At 71.3% G+C, this 17943-nt stretch carries 17 protein-coding genes; 3 read left to right on the top strand and 14 right to left on the bottom strand.

Annotation, left to right across the window (positions count from 1 at the left end):
- Positions 1-182: 182 nt before the first annotated feature.
- Together ABH923_RS00085 and ABH923_RS00080 are read left to right on the top strand one after the other, a co-directional pair.
- Positions 183-3476 carry a DivIVA domain-containing protein gene (locus tag ABH923_RS00085; protein WP_370052916.1) on the top strand — a complete coding sequence of 1098 codons (3294 nt, stop codon included), beginning with the start codon at positions 183-185 and terminating at the stop codon, positions 3474-3476.
- Positions 3477-3516: 40 nt separating this feature from the next.
- Positions 3517-4554 (top strand): AI-2E family transporter, encoded by a 1038-nt coding sequence (locus ABH923_RS00080; RefSeq protein ID WP_370052914.1) that lies wholly within the window; start codon positions 3517-3519, stop codon positions 4552-4554.
- 19 nt (positions 4555-4573) lie between these two features.
- Here ABH923_RS00080 and ABH923_RS00075 read toward each other — a convergent pair whose 3' ends face one another.
- The 10 genes from ABH923_RS00075 to ABH923_RS00030 all read right to left on the bottom strand — a co-directional run bounded on the left by ABH923_RS00075 (position 4574) and on the right by ABH923_RS00030 (position 13132).
- A complete protein-coding gene (locus ABH923_RS00075; protein ID WP_370052912.1) occupies positions 4574-5317 on the bottom strand; it encodes an alpha/beta hydrolase in 744 nt (247 codons plus the stop codon).
- A gap of 33 nt (positions 5318-5350) precedes the next feature.
- The gene (locus tag ABH923_RS00070; protein WP_370052910.1) at positions 5351-5650 is read right to left on the bottom strand and encodes a hypothetical protein; all 300 of its coding nucleotides are present in this window, start codon (positions 5648-5650) and stop codon (positions 5351-5353) included.
- Between the two features lie 91 nt (positions 5651-5741).
- Complete coding sequence (locus tag ABH923_RS00065) at positions 5742-6338, bottom strand: lytic transglycosylase domain-containing protein (protein WP_370052908.1); 597 nt, start codon at positions 6336-6338, stop codon at positions 5742-5744.
- 173 nt (positions 6339-6511) lie between these two features.
- The gene (locus tag ABH923_RS00060; RefSeq protein ID WP_370052906.1) at positions 6512-7060 is read right to left on the bottom strand and encodes a DivIVA domain-containing protein; all 549 of its coding nucleotides are present in this window, start codon (positions 7058-7060) and stop codon (positions 6512-6514) included.
- A gap of 12 nt (positions 7061-7072) precedes the next feature.
- Positions 7073-8071 carry a phosphatidate cytidylyltransferase gene (locus tag ABH923_RS00055; RefSeq protein WP_370052904.1) on the bottom strand — a complete coding sequence of 333 codons (999 nt, stop codon included), beginning with the start codon at positions 8069-8071 and terminating at the stop codon, positions 7073-7075.
- Positions 8072-8626: a ribosome recycling factor gene (gene frr / locus ABH923_RS00050; RefSeq protein ID WP_370052902.1), complete on the bottom strand. Its 555-nt coding sequence runs from the start codon at positions 8624-8626 to the stop codon at positions 8072-8074.
- A 90-nt stretch (positions 8627-8716) separates the two neighbouring features.
- Positions 8717-9430 (bottom strand): UMP kinase, encoded by a 714-nt coding sequence (gene pyrH / locus ABH923_RS00045; RefSeq protein ID WP_370052901.1) that lies wholly within the window; start codon positions 9428-9430, stop codon positions 8717-8719.
- 127 nt (positions 9431-9557) lie between these two features.
- A complete protein-coding gene (gene tsf / locus ABH923_RS00040) occupies positions 9558-10388 on the bottom strand; it encodes a translation elongation factor Ts (RefSeq protein WP_370052899.1) in 831 nt (276 codons plus the stop codon).
- A 41-nt stretch (positions 10389-10429) separates the two neighbouring features.
- The gene (gene rpsB, locus ABH923_RS00035) at positions 10430-11347 is read right to left on the bottom strand and encodes a 30S ribosomal protein S2 (protein ID WP_370052897.1); all 918 of its coding nucleotides are present in this window, start codon (positions 11345-11347) and stop codon (positions 10430-10432) included.
- A 276-nt stretch (positions 11348-11623) separates the two neighbouring features.
- Positions 11624-13132, bottom strand: a complete 1509-nt coding sequence (locus ABH923_RS00030) for a sugar porter family MFS transporter (RefSeq protein WP_370052895.1) — start codon at positions 13130-13132, stop codon at positions 11624-11626.
- A gap of 204 nt (positions 13133-13336) precedes the next feature.
- Between ABH923_RS00030 and ABH923_RS00025 the strand changes: the two genes are divergently transcribed.
- Positions 13337-13975, top strand: coding sequence for a M23 family metallopeptidase (locus tag ABH923_RS00025; protein ID WP_370052894.1), 639 nt, complete (start codon positions 13337-13339; stop codon positions 13973-13975).
- On the opposite strand, the gene ABH923_RS00020 is transcribed toward ABH923_RS00025, so the two are convergent.
- From ABH923_RS00020 to ABH923_RS00005, 4 genes are all read right to left on the bottom strand, one after another.
- The gene (locus tag ABH923_RS00020) at positions 13948-14931 is read right to left on the bottom strand and encodes a tyrosine recombinase XerC (protein ID WP_370052892.1); all 984 of its coding nucleotides are present in this window, start codon (positions 14929-14931) and stop codon (positions 13948-13950) included. The genes ABH923_RS00025 and ABH923_RS00020 overlap by 28 nt on opposite strands.
- An 88-nt stretch (positions 14932-15019) precedes the next feature.
- Positions 15020-16081 (bottom strand): DNA-processing protein DprA, encoded by a 1062-nt coding sequence (gene dprA, locus ABH923_RS00015; RefSeq protein WP_370052891.1) that lies wholly within the window; start codon positions 16079-16081, stop codon positions 15020-15022.
- Positions 16078-16332, bottom strand: a complete 255-nt coding sequence (locus ABH923_RS00010) for a hypothetical protein (protein WP_370052890.1) — start codon at positions 16330-16332, stop codon at positions 16078-16080. Before ABH923_RS00010 ends, dprA begins: the two co-directional genes overlap by 4 nt.
- The gene (locus ABH923_RS00005; RefSeq protein ID WP_370052888.1) at positions 16329-17870 is read right to left on the bottom strand and encodes a YifB family Mg chelatase-like AAA ATPase; all 1542 of its coding nucleotides are present in this window, start codon (positions 17868-17870) and stop codon (positions 16329-16331) included. Before ABH923_RS00005 ends, ABH923_RS00010 begins: the two co-directional genes overlap by 4 nt.
- Positions 17871-17943 lie beyond the last annotated feature (73 nt).

The raw sequence follows: 17943 nt of genomic DNA, 5'->3' as shown, positions 1-17943 counted from the left end.
AAGAACTCCTCAGTGCCGGACGGGGGGCGGGCACAGTCACACAACGATAATGGGTCACCCTGAGAGGCATCTAACCGTTGTCTGCACGGTCACGCAGTCCCCCATGCGGGTACGGCCCTCGAAATGTAAGATCGATGCGGCGCGCGCGCGGCTCGCTCTCTCGATCCCCCAGGAGTAACACGGTGGCCACCGACGAATCCAACTTCACCCAGGTCTTTCGCGGATACGACAAGGACGAAGTCGACCAGGCCATCCAGGACCTCCGCCGCGAGCTGATCAAATCCAACACCCAGTCGGCCGACCAGTCCAAGGAGCTCAAGCGCCTCCAGCTGCGCATCGACGAGCTGAACGCGGAGATCGAGGAGGTCGGCAGCCCCACCTACTCCGGGCTCGGCACCAAGCTGGAGAACACCCTCCGGGTCGCCGAGGAGCAGTCCACCCGGCTCATCGCGCAGGCCGACATCGACGCAGAGAAGCTGCGCACCGGCGTCACCGCCGAGATCGACAAGATCAAGAAGACCGCCGCTCAGCAGGCCGAGCGCGTGCTCGCCGATGCGCAGGCCCGCGCGACGACCGCCCTCGAGGACGCCCAGATCGAGTCGACCGAGTTGCTGGCGCGCACCCGCGCCGACAAGGAGACGCTGCTCAACGACGCGATCAGGGAGGCCGCGGCCATCCGCGGCGCCGTCGCCACCGAGGCGGCGGAGCTGCGCGCGACGAGCAAGCGCGAGGCGGCCGCCCTCCGCGCCGAGGCCGACCGCGAGGCCGCAGAGCTGAAGGCCGTCGCCCTGCGCGAGGCGGAGGCCGCACGCACGGAGGCCGCCGAGCTCGACCGCACCATCGCCGCACGCCGCGGCGAGCTGGAGAACGCGCTCGCAGCCGACCGCGCGGCGTTCGAGCGCGAGGCGGCGCAGACGCGCCTCGAGCTCGACAAGCGCGTCGCCGAGACCGCAGACCGCCTGGCGGCCGAGCAGGCCGAGGCGCGCGGCGCCGTCGCCGCCGAGGTCGCCCAGGCCCGCGCCGAGCTCGCGGACGAGGTCGAGCAGCAGCGCGCGACCCTCGCCGCGCTGGCCGCGCAGACGCGAGCCGACCTCGACCACGAGGACACCACCCGGCGTCAGGCGCTCGCCGCCGACGTCGAGCAGACCACGACCTCCCTGGCCGCCGAGGTCGAGCAGACCAAGAGTTCCTTGGCCGCCGAGGTCGAGCAGACCAAGGCCCGCCTGGCCGACGAGGTCACGACCACCACCTCCGCCCTCGCGGAGGAGGTCGCCCGCACCAAGACGGAGCTCGCCGATGAGGTGGCGCGCACGAAAGCCGCGCTCGCCGACGAGGTCACCAGCACGAAGGCCGCGCTGGAGACCGAGGTCACCACCACGCGCTCGACGCTCGAGGCCGATGTGACCACCACCCGCTCGGCACTCGCCGAGGAGGTCGAGCGCACCCGGAAGGAGCTCGCCGACGAGGTCACCCAGACCCGCTCGACCCTGGAGCGCGAGACCACCGAGACCCGCAGCGGCCTCGAAGCCGACCGCACGGCGACCGCAGCGCAGCTCACCGCCGACCGCGAGCGCGTCGCGAACGAGCTCACGGCCGAGGAGGAGACCACCCGCGCCCGCGTCACGGCCCTGCGCGAGCGCACCGCCGCGGAGCTGGCAACCGAGGTCGCGGACACCCGTGCCGACCTCGCAGCCGAGGTCGAGACCACCCGTGCCGACGTGGCCAAGGAGATCGACGCGGCGCGCTCCACCCTCGCGAAGGAGGTCGAGACCACCAAGGCCTCGCTCGCCAAGGAGGTCACGAGCACGCGCTCCGCGTTGAAGAAGGAGGTCGCGAGCACCAAGTCCGCCCTCGCCAAGGAGGTCGAGACCACCAAGGCCGACCTCGCGGCCGAGGTGGAGACCACGCAGGCCGCGCTCGCCGCCGAGGTGGAGACCACGCAGGCCGCGCTCGCCGCCGAGGTCGAGTCCGCACGCGCCGAGCTGGCCGAGGAGGTCGAGACCACGAAGTCCGCCCTCGCGGAAGAGGTCGAGACCACCAAGGCAGCCCTCGCGGAAGAGGTCGAGACCACCAAGGCAGCCCTCGCGGAAGAGGTCGAGACCACCAAGGCAGCCCTGGCCGACGAGGTCGAGACCACCCGCTCGGAGCTGGCCGCCGACGCCGAGCGCCAGCGCCGCGAACTCGAGGCCGAGGCCACCGACCTGCGCGCCGAGCTGGCCGCAGAGGTCGGCGAGGCCCGCACCGCCCTGGCCGAGGAGCTCGCCACCGAGCGCAGCGCCCTCACCGCCGAGGTGACCTCCACCCGCGCCAAGCTGGCCGCCGACGTCGACCAGACCGCCGCCCGGCTCGCCGCGGAGAAGGAGCAGACCCTCTCCCGGCTCGAGACCCAGGTCGTCACCACCAAGGCCGCGCTGGCCGCCGAGGTCGAGCAGACCAAATCCGCGCTCGCCGCCGAGGTCGAGCAGACCAAGTCGGCCCTGGAGACCGAGGTCACGACCACGACCTCCAACCTGGCGGCGGAGGTCGAGCAGACCAAGTCGGCCCTCGAGACCGAGGTGACCACCACGAAGTCCGCCCTGGCCGCCGAGGTCGAGCAGACCACGTCCGCTCTCGCCGCGGAGGTCGAGGAGACCCGCTCCCGGCTCGCCGACGAGACCGAGCAGACCCGCAGCACGCTCGCCGCGGACGTGAAGCGCACCACGGCCGACCTCGCCGACCAGCGCGCCCGCACGGCCCAGGAGCTGAAGAACGACCGCCAGCAGCAGCGCCTCGAACTGGAGCGCGAGGCCGACCAGACCCGGGTGACCCTCGCCGAGGAGACCGAGCGCGCCCGCGTCACGCTCGACGCCGAGACCGCGAAGGCCCGCGCCGAGGTCGCGCGCGCCGCCGCTGAGGCGAGCACCGCGCTCGACGCCGAGCTCGCCGAGCGCCAGGCCGCCTACGACCAGGAGGCCGCGACCGCCCGCGCCGACCTCGACGCCGAGCTGACCGCCCTCCGCACCTCCACCCTCGGCGAGCTGGACAAGCGCACCCGGGAGATCGAGCAGGCGCGCATCGACCTCGACGTCGAGCTCCGCGCCCGCCGCGACGAGGCCGAGAAGGAGTACCTGGGCCGGCATCAGGAGGCCGTCGCCCAGACGCAGAAGTACCTGGACGAGGCCAACGTCCAGCTCGCGGACGCGGTCAAGCGCACCTCGCAGGCGCGCACGGAGGCCGAGACCTTCGGCACCGAGGCCCGCGAGACGGTCAAGAAGGCCCGCAAGGACGCCGAGAAGGTCGCCGCCGACATCGTCCGCCAGGCGCAGGAGCGCGCCGACGCCCTCGTGGAGGAGGCGGAGGAGCGCACGCAACGCCTGGTCGCCGACGCGGAAGACCGCCTCTCCCAGATTAGGATTGAGCGCGAAGCCGTCGCCGGGTACTTCGAGAACCTGAGGGGTATGCTCCAGCAGGCAGATACGGTTTCGGCCGACGATTGAGCTCCGTCCCTCCCGGGCGGACGGCCCGGAGGGGGACCGAGTGAAGATCCAGAACGCGTTTCGAGTCGGTCTGATCGGCACGCTCGGCGTGGGTCTGGGCTTCCTGATCCTGACCTCGATCGTGAGTCTCGCCACGATCATCACCTACATCGGCGCCGCGCTGTTCCTGGCGCTCGGCATCGAGCCGCTGATCTCCTTCCTGGAGCGGCGGAAGTTCCCGCGCTGGGCGGCGCTGGTGGTCACGCTCGTCGTCATCGTGGGCGCGTTCGTCGGCCTGATCTGGGCGATCGTCCCCGTGGCGGTCAGTCAGGCCACACAGCTCGTCCAGAACGCGATCAACTGGGCCAACAACGGCGGCGCCGAGAAGTGGTTCCTCAGCCTCCAGCACCAGTTCCCGACCATCGTCAACCAGCAGAACATCGACGCCGTCACCCAGTGGCTGCAGAAGAACCTCCCCGACATCACCTCCAAGGTGCTGCAGACCGGGTTCGGCATCGTGCAGGGCGCGTTCGGCGTGGTCATCGTCGTGATCCTGACCATCTACTTCACCGCGTCGCTGCCGAGCATCAAGCGCGCGACCTACCAGCTCGTGCCGGCCTCCCGCCGCTCCCGGTTCGCCGACCTGGGCGACCAGATCACCGACTCGGTCGGCAAGTACGTCGGCGGCCAGGTCTCGCTCGCCCTCGTCAACGGCGTGCTGAGCGCGATCTTCCTCACGATCATCGGCGCGAAGTTCCCCATCCTGCTCGCGTCGATCGCGTTCTTCTTCTCGCTGATCCCGCTCGTGGGCACGATCACCGGCTCGGTCATCATCGTCGCGGTCTGCTTCTTCTCGGGCCCGCCCACCGCCATTGCCGCCGCGATCTACTACCTCGCCTACATGCAGGTCGAGGCATACATCTTGAGCCCGCGCATCATGAACCGCGCGGTGTCGGTGCCGGGCGCGCTCGTCGTGGTCGCCGCCCTCGCCGGCGGCACGCTGCTCGGCATCCTCGGGGCCCTGGTCGCCATCCCGTTCGCCGCGGCGATCCTGCTCATCATCAAGCAGGTCGTCATCCCTCGGCAGAACGAGCTCTAGCGCGCCGGTCTCGCTGGGCTCAGGCCGGCGGCCACTGCGTCGGCAGGGGTGCGGCAGCGGGGTTCATCCGTTCCACGATCTCGTCCAGCACGCGGCGGGTCTGGTTCTCCCCCACCCAGAGGTGCTTGCCGCCCTCCACATCGACCAGCTCGATCTGCGGCAGCGGGCGGAACCGCTCCGCCGCCTCCGCGGGCTGGAGGTAGTCGTCGTGCTCGGGGATCAGCGCGACGATCGGGCGGTGGTCCCCCGCCCAGGCCGCCAGGTGCTCGGGCTTTGCCCTGTGCAGTGGCGGGGACAGCAGGATGATGCCGTCCACCGGGCACTCCCGTCCGTACATCAGCGCGAGCTCCGTGCCGAACGACCAGCCCAGCAGCCACGGGTGCGGGAGGCCGCGCTCGGCGACGAACGCCATCGCCGCCTCGACGTCGTAGCGCTCGTCCACACCGTGGTCGAACTCCCCCTGGCTGCGGCCGCGCGGCGACGCCGTGCCGCGCGTGTTGAAGCGCAGCACCGCGATGTCGGCCAGCGCAGGAAGGCGCCCTGCCGCCTTGCGGAGGATGTGGGAGTCCATGAAGCCGCCGCCGGTCGGCAGCGGGTGCAGCGTGACCAGGGTCGCCACCGGCTCGCGGTCGAGCGGGGAGGCCAGCTCGCCGACGAGGGTGAGTCCGTCGCGCGTGCGCAGCTCGATATCCTCGCGCCGGGCGGGCAGCTCGACGCCGCCGCGGACCTCGATCGGCCCCTGGGGCGCGGCACTGTCAGTCATCGGATTGTCTCCATCACTCGGGCGTCTCCCTACTCACGCGACCCGCCAGCACGTCGTGTGCCAGTGCCGGCGGGCGGCCAGGTCGGCCGCGTCGCCCATCACGCCGTCCGCGCGCCAGGCGACCAGGTGCGCGACGCCGGGACCGATCTCGCGGCCGCAGCCGGGGCACACGTAGCTCTTCTGCGCCTGAACGGCCGACACGGGCTGCACGTTCCATTCGGCGCCGCGCCGCACCTCCGTGCGCCGCCAGCCCGCGAGGAGGCGGTCCAGGCCGTCCTGCTCCTCGTCAGACGGCTCGCCGTGACGACGGCGGGGACGATTACTGCGGGGCACCGCTCCAGTCTATGCAGCCGCGGCTGTCGCCCGCCGACCCACGCGCAGTACCATCGCCCACCTCACCAACGGTGTGAGGGACGGACTCCGCTCAGTACCACCCGGACGACTGCGAGTGCGCCCAGGCGCCGCACGGGTTCGTGTAGCGCCCGGCGATGTAGCCGAGGCCCCACGAGATCTGCACGGAGGCGTCCGTCTGCCATCCCGGGCCCATCTTGCTGCCGGGGAGCGCCTGCGGGATGCCGTAGGCACCGCTTGGGTTGGACGCGTTCACGCGCCAGCCGGACTCCCTGTTCCACAGGGACACCAGGCAGCTGTATTGGTCGTCGCCCCAGCCGCGCTGGTGCACCATCTGGTAGGCGATCGCCTTCGCGGTGCCCGGATCCGGGACGGGAGCGGACGGTGCGCTCGATCCGCCCGACGAGGACGACGACTTCGTCGGCGTGGGCGTCGGAGTCGGCGTGGGCGTCGGCTTGAGCTTGACGCCCAGCGTGTCGCGCGTGACGGCCGTCTCCGAGGCGTTCGGGGCCGTCAGGCTCTGAACGGGGACCGCGCCGTAGCGGGAGGACTGCTGGATGTTCTGGAGGGTGTCCGCGTACGCCGGCGTGGCCGCGGAGCCCGAGTACGGGTCCACCACGTTGACCAGCGCGAAGCCCACGGCCGCCGTGAAGGCGAACCCCCAGATCACGGCCCGCGAACGGACGTGTGGCCGTCGCGAACGACGGAATGCGACTCCGACCGGGTTGGCAGGGGTCAGCGGAACGAGCTCAGCTGCTTCTTGTCTACCCACGATCACAGAACCATAACGGACATTTCACACGTTTCCAACACGGCGCTCTCCTACTCAGGTAACGGCCAGGGTCAGCGGACCGCGAGCATCACGTCCGTGACGCTGTCCAGGAGGAGGTCCACTTGGGCCTCACGGTACCCCCCTCGCTGCTCACGGAAAGTGACCGTGCGAACTTCGTCGACGCCCATCGGGCGGCCGTCCTGGAAGTACTTCACCAGCCGGCCGGCGAACCGGTCGACGTCCTGGCGGTTGTAGCCGAGCGTCAGGAAGCTCACCCGCTGGAAGCGGTGGCCCATCGGCCTCTCCAGCCGGTCGAGGATCGCCTGCGCCGCCGTGCGGGCGTCCTCGAACCACAGCGCGTCGCGGCCGCCGCCGCGTGCGACGTCGCGCTCACGGGCCGCGAAGGCGTCCTCCAGGCGCTCGAGGGCCGCATCCACGTGCGAGGTCGAGTAGCCGCCTTTGGTCATCGAGAACGCCGTGTGGCGGATGTCGGAGGCAGACAGCGTGCCGGGGGTCGAGGGGTCGGAGTCGTAGGCGCGACGGGCGCTGACGAGGAACTCGTCGACCTGCGCGACGTCGTACCCTGGCTTCGACTTGGGGCTCCGGGGGAAGGTGCTCACCAGCCCATTCTGTCAGGAGAAGATGAGGAACAGCACGTAGGTGGCCGCCGCGGACGGCAGGATCGAGTCCAGCCGGTCGAGGAAGCCGCCGTGCCCGGGCAGCCAGGAGCTCATGTCCTTGATGCCCAGATCGCGCTTGATCAGCGACTCCGAGAGGTCGCCCGCGGTCGCCGTCAGCAGCGCGACGACGCCGAAGATCACCCCGAACCACCACGGCTGATGGATCATGAACAGCGAGACCAGCACGCCGGCGACGATCGCCGCGACGGCGGCCCCGGCGAAGCCCTCCCAGGTCTTCTTGGGGCTGATGGTCGGAGCCATCGGGTGCCGGCCGAAGGACAGCCCGCTCGCGTACGCGCCCGTGTCGACGGCGACGACCACGATCAGGAAGCCGAGCACCCACCACTCGCCGCCGTTCTCCGCCAGCAGCAGGATGGCGAAGGAGCCGAGCAGGGTCACGTACATCTGGACGAGCACGCTCCAGGCGAGGTCGCGGGAGAGCGCCACTCCCCCGGCGCGCTTGGCGGGCAGCACGGCCTCCTCGACCAGCCGCCAGACGACGACCAGGACGATCCCCGACGCCAGCGCGACGAGCTGGCCGCCCGCGTGGAACCAGAAGGTCGCAGGGACGATCGCGAGCGACGCGATCAGCGACGGGGTCCGCGGCACTCGCCTCCCGGCTCCGCGGAACGCCTGAGTGAGCTCGAATGCGGCGAATCCGATCATCGCGGCCCCGAAGACGAGGAAGAGCTCCTTGATGAAGATCAGGCTGACCACCAGCAGAGCGCCCGCGACCAGCCCGATCAGGGTCGCCAGGATCAGGTTGCGCCCCGTCCGGGCGGCGATCCGCTCGTTCGTGGCGTCGAGCTGCGCCTTGCGCGCCAGCACCTGGCGCTCGAAGTCGGCCCGGGTCGCCTGCACCTGCGCGCGCAGCTCGGCGCGCGCCGCGGACTTCCCCCTTCTGCCCGACGCCGGCGTGCGAGGCTCGCCGGGGCTGCTCCCCTCGCTCATCTAGACCTCGAGGAGCTCGGCTTCCTTGCGCTTGAGGGCGTCGTCGACGGCGTCGACGTTGGTGCGCGTGATGGCCTCGAGCTCCTTCTCGCCGCGCGCCACCTCGTCGTCGCCGACCTCGCCCTTGAGCGCGTCCAGGTCGTCCTTCGCCTTGCGGCGGATGTTGCGGATGGCGACCTTGGCGTCCTCGCCCTTGCTGCGAACGAGCTTGACGAACTCCTTGCGGCGGTCCTCGGTCAGCTCGGGGAGCGAGACGCGCACGATCTCGCCGTCGTTGCCGACGTTCGCCGACAGGTTCGGCATGTTGACGATCGCCTTCTCGATCTCCTTGAGGGCGGACTTGTCGTACGGCGTCACCAGCAGGACCCGGGCCTCCGGGTTCTGGAGGCCGGCCAGCTGGGCCAGCGGCGTCGGCGAGCCGTAGTAGTCGACGAGCACCTTCTGGAAGAGGGCGGGGTTCGCGCGCCCCGCGCTCACCGTGCCGAAGTCGTCCCTCGCCGCGTCCACGGTCTTGGCCATGCGCTGGCGGGCGTCGGTAATCACATCCGCGATCACGGTTTCTCCTTCAGATCGATGAGTCGTTGTCTAGTCTAGGGCCAGCCCGCGGAGCGCCCCGTGCAGAGCAGGGCGCCCCGCCGGACCGGGTCAGCCGAGCAGGGTGCCGATCTCGGCGCCGAGCAGCGCGGCGGTGACGTTGCCGGCCGGCTCGATGCCGAAGATGCGCATCGGCATCCCGTTGTCCATGCAGAGGCTCAGCGCGGTGGAGTCCACGGCCTTGAGGCCCTGGGTCAGCGCGTCCTGGTGGCTGATCTGGTCGATCTTGCGCGCGTCCGGGTTGGTGCGAGGGTCGGAGTCGTACATGCCGTCCACGCCGTTCTTGGCGACCAGCACGACGTCGGCGCTGATCTCCAGGGCGCGCTGGGCGGCGACGGTGTCGGTCGAGAAGTACGGCAGGCCGGCGCCGGCGCCGAAGATGACGACGCGGCCCTTCTCCAGGTGGCGCTCGGCGCGGCGCGGAATGTACGGCTCGGCGACCTGGGTCATGGCGATCGCGGACTGCACCCGCGTCTCCGCGCCGGCCTGCTCCAGGAAGTCCTGCAGGGCCAGCGAGTTCATCACGGTGCCGAGCATGCCCATGTAGTCGGCGCGACCGCGGTCCATGCCGCGCTGCGACAGCTCGGCACCGCGGAAGAAGTTGCCTCCGCCCACGACGATCGCGATCTCCACGTCCTCCGCCGCCTGGGCGATCTCGCGGGCGATGCCGCTGACGATGTCGGGGTTCACCCCGAGCTGACCGCCTCCGAAGGCCTCGCCGGAGAGTTTCAGAAGGACCCTGCGTCTGTGAGTGGCTGCCGTCATGTGTGTGGGAGTCCTTCCGTGTGTTTCGTTAACGCTAGTGCGTGCCCGCTGTGCCTGAACAGGGAGAGCCGGGCACAGAAAAGGAGTCCGGATCGTGATTCACGATCCGGACTCCTTCATGCCTGGGTCAGGCGCCGACCTTGAAGCGGGCGAAGCCCGAGACGGTCAGACCCGAGTCCTTGAGGACCTGGGCGATGTTCTGCTTGTTGTCGCGGGCGTAGTCCTGCTCGAGCAGGGCGACCTGCTTGAAGTAGGCGCCGAGGCGACCCTCGATGATCTTCGGCAGGGCGGCCTCCGGCTTGCCCTCGTTGCGCGAGATCTCCTCGACGATGCGACGCTCGTTCTCGACCTCTTCGGCCGGGACGTCCTCACGCGTGAGGTAGGTCGGGTTCGCGAAGGAGATGTGCTGCGCGATGCTGCGGGCGGTCTCCGCGTCGGCGCCGGCGTAACCGACGACCACGCCGACCTGCGGGGGCAGGTCCTTGGAGGTCTTGTGCAGGTAGATCGCGAAGTTCTCGCCCGAGACGACGGCGATGCGGCGGAGCTCCACCTTCTCGCCGAGGATCGCGGCCTCGTCACCGATGAGCTCGGCGACGGTCTGCGACCCGGCGGGGGCGGCAAGCGCCTCCTCGACGGTGGTGGCGCCCGCGGCGGCTGCCGCGTCGAGCACCTTGTCGGCGAGGGCGATGAACTTCTCGCCCTTCGCGACGAAGTCGGTCTCGCAGGCGAGCTCGATCATCGTCGCGGCGCCGTGGCCGTTCTCCTTCGCGGCCACGAGGCCCTCGGAGGTGGAGCGGTCGGCGCGCTTCGCGTTGCCCTTGGCGCCCTTGAGGCGGAGGATCTCGGTCGCCTTCTCGATGTCGCCACCGGCCTCCTCGAGGGCCTTCTTGGTGTCGACCATTCCGGTGCCGAGCTGCTCGCGCAGGGCCTTGATGTCAGCGATGCTGATGTTTGCCATGTTCTGAGTGGAACCTTCTGACTCGAAGTGGTGTGAGTGGGTTACTTGGCCTCGGCGTCGGCTTCGCCCTCGGCGGAGTCCGCCGTGGCCTCGGCGTCGGCCTCGCCCTCGGCGACGACCTCGGCGGAGTCCGCCTTGGCCTCGGCGAGGTCGGCGTCAGCGGCCTTCTCGTTCTCGGCGGAGGCCTGGACCTCGTCGCTCGGCTGGGCCAGGAGCTCCTGCTCCCACTCGGCGAGCGGCTCGGCCGGCTCTGCGCCCTCTTCCGGCTTCTGGTGACGCTGGATGAGGCCCTCGGCCGCGGCGTCGGCGACGATGCGGGTGAGGAGCGTGACGGAGCGGATGGCGTCGTCGTTGCCCGGGATCGGGTACTGGACCTCGTCCGGGTCGCAGTTCGTGTCGAGGATGGCGATGACCGGGATGCCCAGCTTCTTCGCCTCGTCGATCGCGAGGTGCTCCTTCTTGGTGTCCACGACCCAGATGGCGCTCGGGGTCTTGGCCAGGTTGCGGATGCCGCCGAGCGACTTGTGGAGCTTGTCCAGCTCGCGCTTCTTGATCAGCAGCTCCTTCTTGGTGAAGCCGCTGGTGGTGCCCTCGAAGTCGAGCTCCTCGAGCTCCTTCATGCGGGCGAGGCGCTTGGACACGGTCTGGAAGTTGGTCAGCAGACCGCCCAGCCAGCGCTGGTTGACGTAGGGCTGGCCCACGCGGGTCGCCTGCTCGGCGATGGCCTGCTGCGCCTGCTTCTTGGTGCCGACGAAGAGGATGGTGCCGCCGTGGGCGACGGTCTCGCGGACGAACTCGTACGTCTTGTCGATGTACGCGAGCGACTGCTGCAGGTCGATGATGTAGCTGCCCGAGCGCTCGGTGAGGATGAAGCGCTTCATCTTCGGGTTCCAGCGGCGGGTCTGGTGTCCGAAGTGGACGCCGCTGTCGAGCAGCTGGCGCATGGTGACGACGGCCATTTGCCGTTCTCCTGTTCTTGCGCGCCCGGCCTCACGGCGGGGTCACGACTCTCGGTTGTCCAGCGGAAGCCGATCGGCCGCCGCTCCTGGTGCCCCGCACCTCCCCGCACCCGCGCTTCCGCACGGAGGACCGTGGTGGATGAGCGGGAGACCGGTGGAGAGGCGCACACCCCCATCGAAGATGTTCTCGTCGAGGGCGTCCGGACACGCGTAGTCACTCCGACATGCGGAGTGCAGTGGACATCCTATCAGGATCCCGGCCCCGGCCGGGCCGCGTCACCGGCGCGGGACGGTGTCCCCTGACGACCGCACCTGCGGGCCGCGGCTGCGTCCCGCGTTGGCGAACAGCGTCTCGGCGTGCTCCAGCGCCATCCCGTTCGTCTCCGGCACCTTGAAGAAGACGAAGAAGAACGACAGGGCGGCGAAGATCGCGTACATCCCGTACGTGAACGGCAGCGAGAAGTCCGACATCGGCGGGAAGGAGACCGTGACGAGGAAGTTCGCGATCCACTGCGCGGAGGCCGCAACGCCGAGCGCAGCGCCGCGGATGCGCGGCGGGAAGATCTCGCCCAGCAGCACCCAGACCAGCGGGCCCCAGGAGGCGCCGAAGCAGATCACGAAGAGGTTCGCCGCCACCAGCGCGATCGGCCCCCACGGGTTGGGGAGGCTGACGGCGCCGTTGACTTTGTCGGAGAAGCTGAACGCGAGCGCCATGACCGCGAGCGACAGGGCCATACCCACGGAGCCGGTGAGCAGGATCGGCCGCCGGCCGACCCGGTCCACCAGCAGGATCGCCACGATCGTCACCACCACGTTCGTGACGGAGGTGATGACGGTGATGAGCAGCGAGTTGCTCTCGGTGAAGCCCACCGCCTTCCAGAGCGTCGTCGAGTAGTAGAAGATCACGTTGATGCCGACGAACTGCTGGAACACGGACAGGATGATGCCGATCCAGACGATGGGCTTCAGGCCGAAGCGGTTGCCGCGGAGGGTGCCCTTGGCGGCGTCCTTGTCCTCCTCGATGGCGTGCTCGATGTCGCGCACCTGCCGGTCGACGTCCTCCTCCGGCACCAGCGTGGCGAAGATCTCCCGCGCCTCGTCGTGCCGTCCGGTGGACAGCAGGTAGCGCGGGGACTCCGGCAGGCGCAGCGCCAGGATGCCGTAGATGACCGAGGGGATGACGCCGACGAGGAACATCCACCGCCAGGCCTCCAGCCCGAACCAGAGCTGGTTGGCGGCCGCACCCGCGGCTCCCGCCAGCAGCGCGTCGGACAGCAGCGCCACGAAGATACCGATCGTGATGGCGAGCTGCTGGAGCGAGGCGAGGCCGCCGCGGCGCTGCTTGGGCGCGATCTCCGCGATGTAGGCCGGCGCGACCACGGACGCGATGCCGATGCCGAGACCGCCGATGATGCGCCAGAAGCCGAGGTCCCAGACGGAGAACGAGAGGCCGGCGCCGATCGAGCTGGCCAGGAACAGGACCGCGCCGATGAGCATCACCCGGATGCGGCCCCACCGGTCGGCGAGCCGCCCGGCGAGGTAGGCGCCGAGCGCACAGCCGAGCAGGGCGATGGCGACGATGAACCCGGTGACGAACGCGTTGAGCTTGAAATTGTGCTGGATCGAGTCGACCGCCCCGTTGATGACCGAGGAGTCGAAACCGAACAGGAACCCGCCCATCGCGGCGGCGACGGCGAGCCCGACGACCTTCCGCCGCATCGCTGCGGTGGGCTGCGGAACGTTCTCCTCCTCCCGCTCGGATCCGGTGCTGCGCTGATCGGACATGAGACCCCCTCCTCCATCGGGTCGTCGCCCTCTGAGGAGGACGGCGGAACGTGCGCTGGTCACGGTACGCCGACTCGTTCGTGTGCAGAAGAGTCCTCCACAGGGAGGGGGCGGGCGGGAGTTGCGCACGGATCGGGCCGGGCCGCGGGTGGGGAGGCGGTCGGTGGCGGAGGCTGGATGCGGAGGTGCTGGAGGATGTGGGGTGTGTCGAGAGCGGCGGGGGTCGCTGTCGCGGTGGTGGTGACGATCGCGGTCTTCGTCGGGCGCGCAGGTGTCGCTGAGCCGGTAGGTGGGGTCGCTGAGCCGGCCGCCAGCGCGGTTGTCTCGCCCAGGACCGCTGCGGCCTCCCCGGGGACCTCGCGCGTCTCGCCGCCCTGGTCGTGGCCGCTCGCACCGCTCCGGATGGTCCGGCCCTACGAGGCCCCGCCTTCGCCGTACGCCGCCGGGCACCGCGGGATCGACCTCGCGGCGCCGCCCGGCGCTATCGTGACCGCCCCCTCGGATGCGACGGTGCACTTCGTCGGGGTGGTCGTGGACCGGCCGGTGCTCACCCTGGACCACGGGTCGGGCGTGCTCTCGTCCTATGAGCCCGTCGTGGCGGAAGGTCTGGCCGTGGGCGACCCGGTGACGCGCGGGATGGTGCTCGGCGTCGTCGGCGCGGGCGCGCACTGCTCCGGCGCCTGCCTCCACGTCGGCGTGCGCGTCGACGGGGAGTACGTGTCGCCGCTGCTGTTCTTCGACCGGCCGCCGCGGTCGGTGCTGCTGCCGCTCCGCCAGGGACGGAGCCTCCCCCGCGGCGCCGCGCGGCCGTTGCGTCAGGCGCGGGGATGGGCGAGGCGGTAGCTCTCCTTGAGCCGTTCGCTGGAGACGTGGGTGTAGATCTGGGTGGTCCCGAGGCTGGCGTGCCCGAGGATCTCCTGGACCGCCCGCAGGTCCGCTCCCCCGTCGAGCAGGTGCGTGGCGGCGGTGTGGCGCAGGGTGTGCGGACCGGCCGGCCCGCCGCCGGGCAGGTCGACGAGCAGCGACGCCACGAGCTGGTAGACCGCACGCGTGCCGAGCCGCCCGCCGCGTGCCCCGAGCAGCAGCGCCGGGCCTGACCCCTCGGCGGCGAGCGCCGGCCGTGCGACCTGGAGGTAACGCCGGATCGCGCGCAGCGCAGGCACACCGAACGGGACGACCCGCTCCTTGTTCCCCTTGCCGACGACCCGCAGCGTCAGCCGCTCGAGGTCGACGTCGTCGACATCGAGCCCGGTGAGCTCGCTGACCCGGATCCCGGCCGCATACAGCACCTCGATGACCGCGACATCCCGGATCGCGCCGGGCTCCCCGCCCTCCGCCCGGGCCGCGAGCGCGTCGAGCAGCCCGTCGATCTGCGCCCGGGTGATCACGCGCGGGAGGTGCTTGTCGGGCTTGGGCGCGCGCAGGCGGGCAGCCGGGTCGGGGACGTCGGCCCTGGTCAGCGCCTCAGCGTCATCCGCGGACACACCCCCGCCCGCGAGCACAGGGCCGCTCGGTTGCGCACTCGAACCGCCGATCCGCGCGTTCCAACCGCTGAAGCCGCGCACCGCAGCCGATCGCCGCGCGAGCGTGGCGCGGGCGAGCTGCTGCTGCGCCCCCTCCCACAGCCAGTCCCGGAACAGATCGAGGGTGAGCGCCTCCGTGCCGGTCACCCCGCGCGATTCGGCGAACCGCTTGAACTGGGCGAGATCGGAGCGGTAGGCCCGCACCGTCTGCGCCGAGTACCCGCGCTCCACCTCCAGGTGGCGCAGGTAGCCGTCGACGGCGAGACGGAGGTTCACTCCCCCAGCATCCGTCATCGGCGCCGCCACCCGGCCGCGGACGCACCGGACGCGGCCGATTCCGGGCAACAGTACGAGTGGTCATCGGTCACCCTACGTCTGACTCCCCCGCGCCGAGGAGCGCGCCCAGCGGCTCGGCCAGTTCCGCCATCTCGTCGGGGCTGGTGACGCAGATAGCGCCGTACTCGCGGATGAGGCGATGGCAGCCCGCGGACGCCGGCGAGGTGATCGGACCGGGGACGGCTCCCAGGGGGCGCCCGAGCTGGGCGGCGTGGCCGGCCGTGTTCAGGGAGCCGGAGCGGGCGCCGGCCTCCACGACCACGGTCGCATTGCTCGCGGCGGCGATCAGCCGGTTGCGCATCAGGAAACGCCAGCGTGTCGGTGTGGAGCCTGGTGGGAGCTCGGCCATCAGCAGGCCGGTGCCGGCGATGCGTTGGAGGAGGTCGTCGTTCCCTGCCGGGTAGAGGCGGTCCACGCCTCCGGCGAGGAATGCGACGGTGACCTGGCCGCTCGACAGTGCCGCGCGGTGGGCGGCGGCGTCGACGCCGTACGCGCCTCCGGAGACGATCGCGAAGCCGCGGTCGCTCAGGCCGGCCGCGCTCTCCAGTGCGACGTGCTCGCCGTACCCACTGGCTGCGCGGGCTCCGACGAGCGCGATGGAGCGCGAGAGGCTGGCCAGCCGAGCGGGGTCGCCGCGCACCCAGAGGGTGAGAGGCGCGCCGAGTTCCAGACTGTCGAGAGCGGTGGGCCAAGCCGGGTGCTCCGGCGTCACGAGCCGCGCGCCGAGGTGGGCGGCACGTTCCAGCGGAGCGTGGAGCGGTGCCCGCGGGAGGCGTCCGCGCCACCGGTCGAGGGCGTCACGAAGCCGGTCGATCGGCGGGAGGGCCGGCGCGCCGACGTCGCGGAGCGCGGCGCGGACGGTCTGCGGCGAGGTGTCGCCGGTCACGGCGTTGAGGGTCGGCAGTGGGCCGAACGAGCCCACCAGGAGCGCGGCGTCGGTGTCGCCCGGCTCGATCGCCGAGGACAGGGCGGCCCGCGCCGCGGCCGCGAGCATCGACGGCTCGTCCGGATACTCCATGCCCGCGGAGACTCTGCCGATGAGGGACGCGATCTCCCGGGACGTCAGCCCGGGGAATGTTCCGACGCTCATCGGGCGTCCTCCACTGTCTCGGCGGCGTCCGGGCCCGCCACCGAGTCTCGAACGTCCTCCGCCGCCTCGGCAGCCTGCTCAGCGACCCGGCGACGCACCTCCTCCGCATCCGCCCCCAAGTCTCCTTCTCCTCCCGCTTCCGCTACCCCGGCCGCCAGCCGCCACACTGCACACTCGCGGCACCACCTCTCGCGCCCGCGCTCCGGGTTCTCGCACTCCGCGCGGATGAGGTCGACCCAGATCCTGCTCATGCGAACGCACCTCGCCTCAGGTACAGCGCTCGTGCCACGTGCTCGGCGGTCGGACTGGCCGCGCCGTCGAGGTCTGCGAGCGTCCAGGCGACGCGGAGGGTACGGTCGTAGCCGCGCATCGTGAGGGCGCCGCGTTCCAGGGAGCGGTCGAGGGTGGCGCGGGATGACGCCGCGAGCTGGTGTTCGGGGGCTCTGAGCCACGTTCCTGCGGCTTGGGAGTTCGTCGTCCAGCCCGTGCCGTGCAGGCGTTCGCGGGCGGCGGCGCGGGCGTGCTCCACCGTCACGCGCAGCTCTCGGCTCGTGCGCGACGGGGCGCTGCCGTCCGACGCGGTTCGCAGGGCGCCCAACCCCAACCGCCGCACGGCGAGGCGGATGTCGACGCGGTCGAGGAGTGGGCCAGAGAGTCGCGTGAGGTAGCGGCGGCGCGCGGCGGGGGTGCACGAGCACTCCTCGTCGGCCGAGCCGTAGCGGCCGCACGGACACGGGTTCGAGGCGAGGACGAGCTGGAAGCGTGCGGGGAACGTGGCGCTCGCGGCCGCGCGGTCGACGGCGATCGAGCCGGACTCCAGCGGTTGACGGAGGGCGTCGAGAACGTTGGGCTGGAACTCCGCCGCCTCGTCCAGGAACAGCACGCCGTTCGACGCCCGCGCGATCGCCCCTGGCACCAGCCGTCCGCTGCCGCCGCCGACGAGGGCCGCGGACGACGCGGTGTGGTGCGGGGCCTCGAACGGCGGGCGCAGGATCAGGCCGCCGCCCACGCCGCGGCCGGACAGGGAGCGGATGGAGGTCGTCTCCAGGGCCTGCTCGGTGGTGAGGTCGGGCAGCAGGGACGGCAGGCGGCGCGCCAGCATGGTCTTGCCCGCTCCGGGCGGGCCGATCATCGACACGTTGTGACCGCCGGCTGCCGCGGCGACGAACGCGTCGACCGCGTCGTCGTTGCCGGCCACGTCGGCCATGTCCGGTTCCTCCGCCGCAGGGCCGGGCTCAGCGGCGAGGGCGACCGGCTCCTCCTCCACCGGGTCCAGCTCCGCGCCGTGCGCGATAGCGGCGCTGCGCAACCCGACGACCGGCACCACGTCGATCCCGTCGACCAGAAGGGCCTCCTCGGCGTTCGCCGTCGGCACCAGGACCCTCGCGAACCCGGCATCGCGCGCTGCGAGAACCGCGGGCAGCACGCCGGGGACCGGACGCAGGCGGCCGTCGAGGCCGAGCTCGCCGATGTGGACGGCCCCGGCCGCCGACTCGACGGGGACCTCGCCGGAGGCCGCCAGCGCGGCAACCGCGATCGCGAGATCGAAACCGGAGCCCTGCTTGCGCAAAGAGGCCGGCGACAGGTTCACGGTCAGCTTGCGCTGCGTGAGCGTGCACCCGGCGTTGGCGGCCGCCGCGGAGACGCGCTTGCGGGACTCGCCGAGCGCGGCATCGGGCAGGCCGATGAGCACGAAGGCGGGCAGCCCGGCGGAGATATCGGCCTCCACCTCCACGATGTCGCCCCGCATCCCGCTCAGCGCCACGGCGAACGTGCGTGCGAGCGCCATCACGCCACCCCCGCCCGGTGCTCCACCGACGGGGTCGCGTTCCACGCATCGAGCACCGCGATCGCATCGATGC

This window comes from Leifsonia sp. EB41, from assembly GCF_041262565.1.
Classification (GTDB): Bacteria; Actinomycetota; Actinomycetes; order Actinomycetales; family Microbacteriaceae; genus Leifsonia.
The sequence above is the reverse complement of the archived record's forward strand: the minus strand, read 5'-3'. Positions and strand labels throughout refer to the sequence as shown.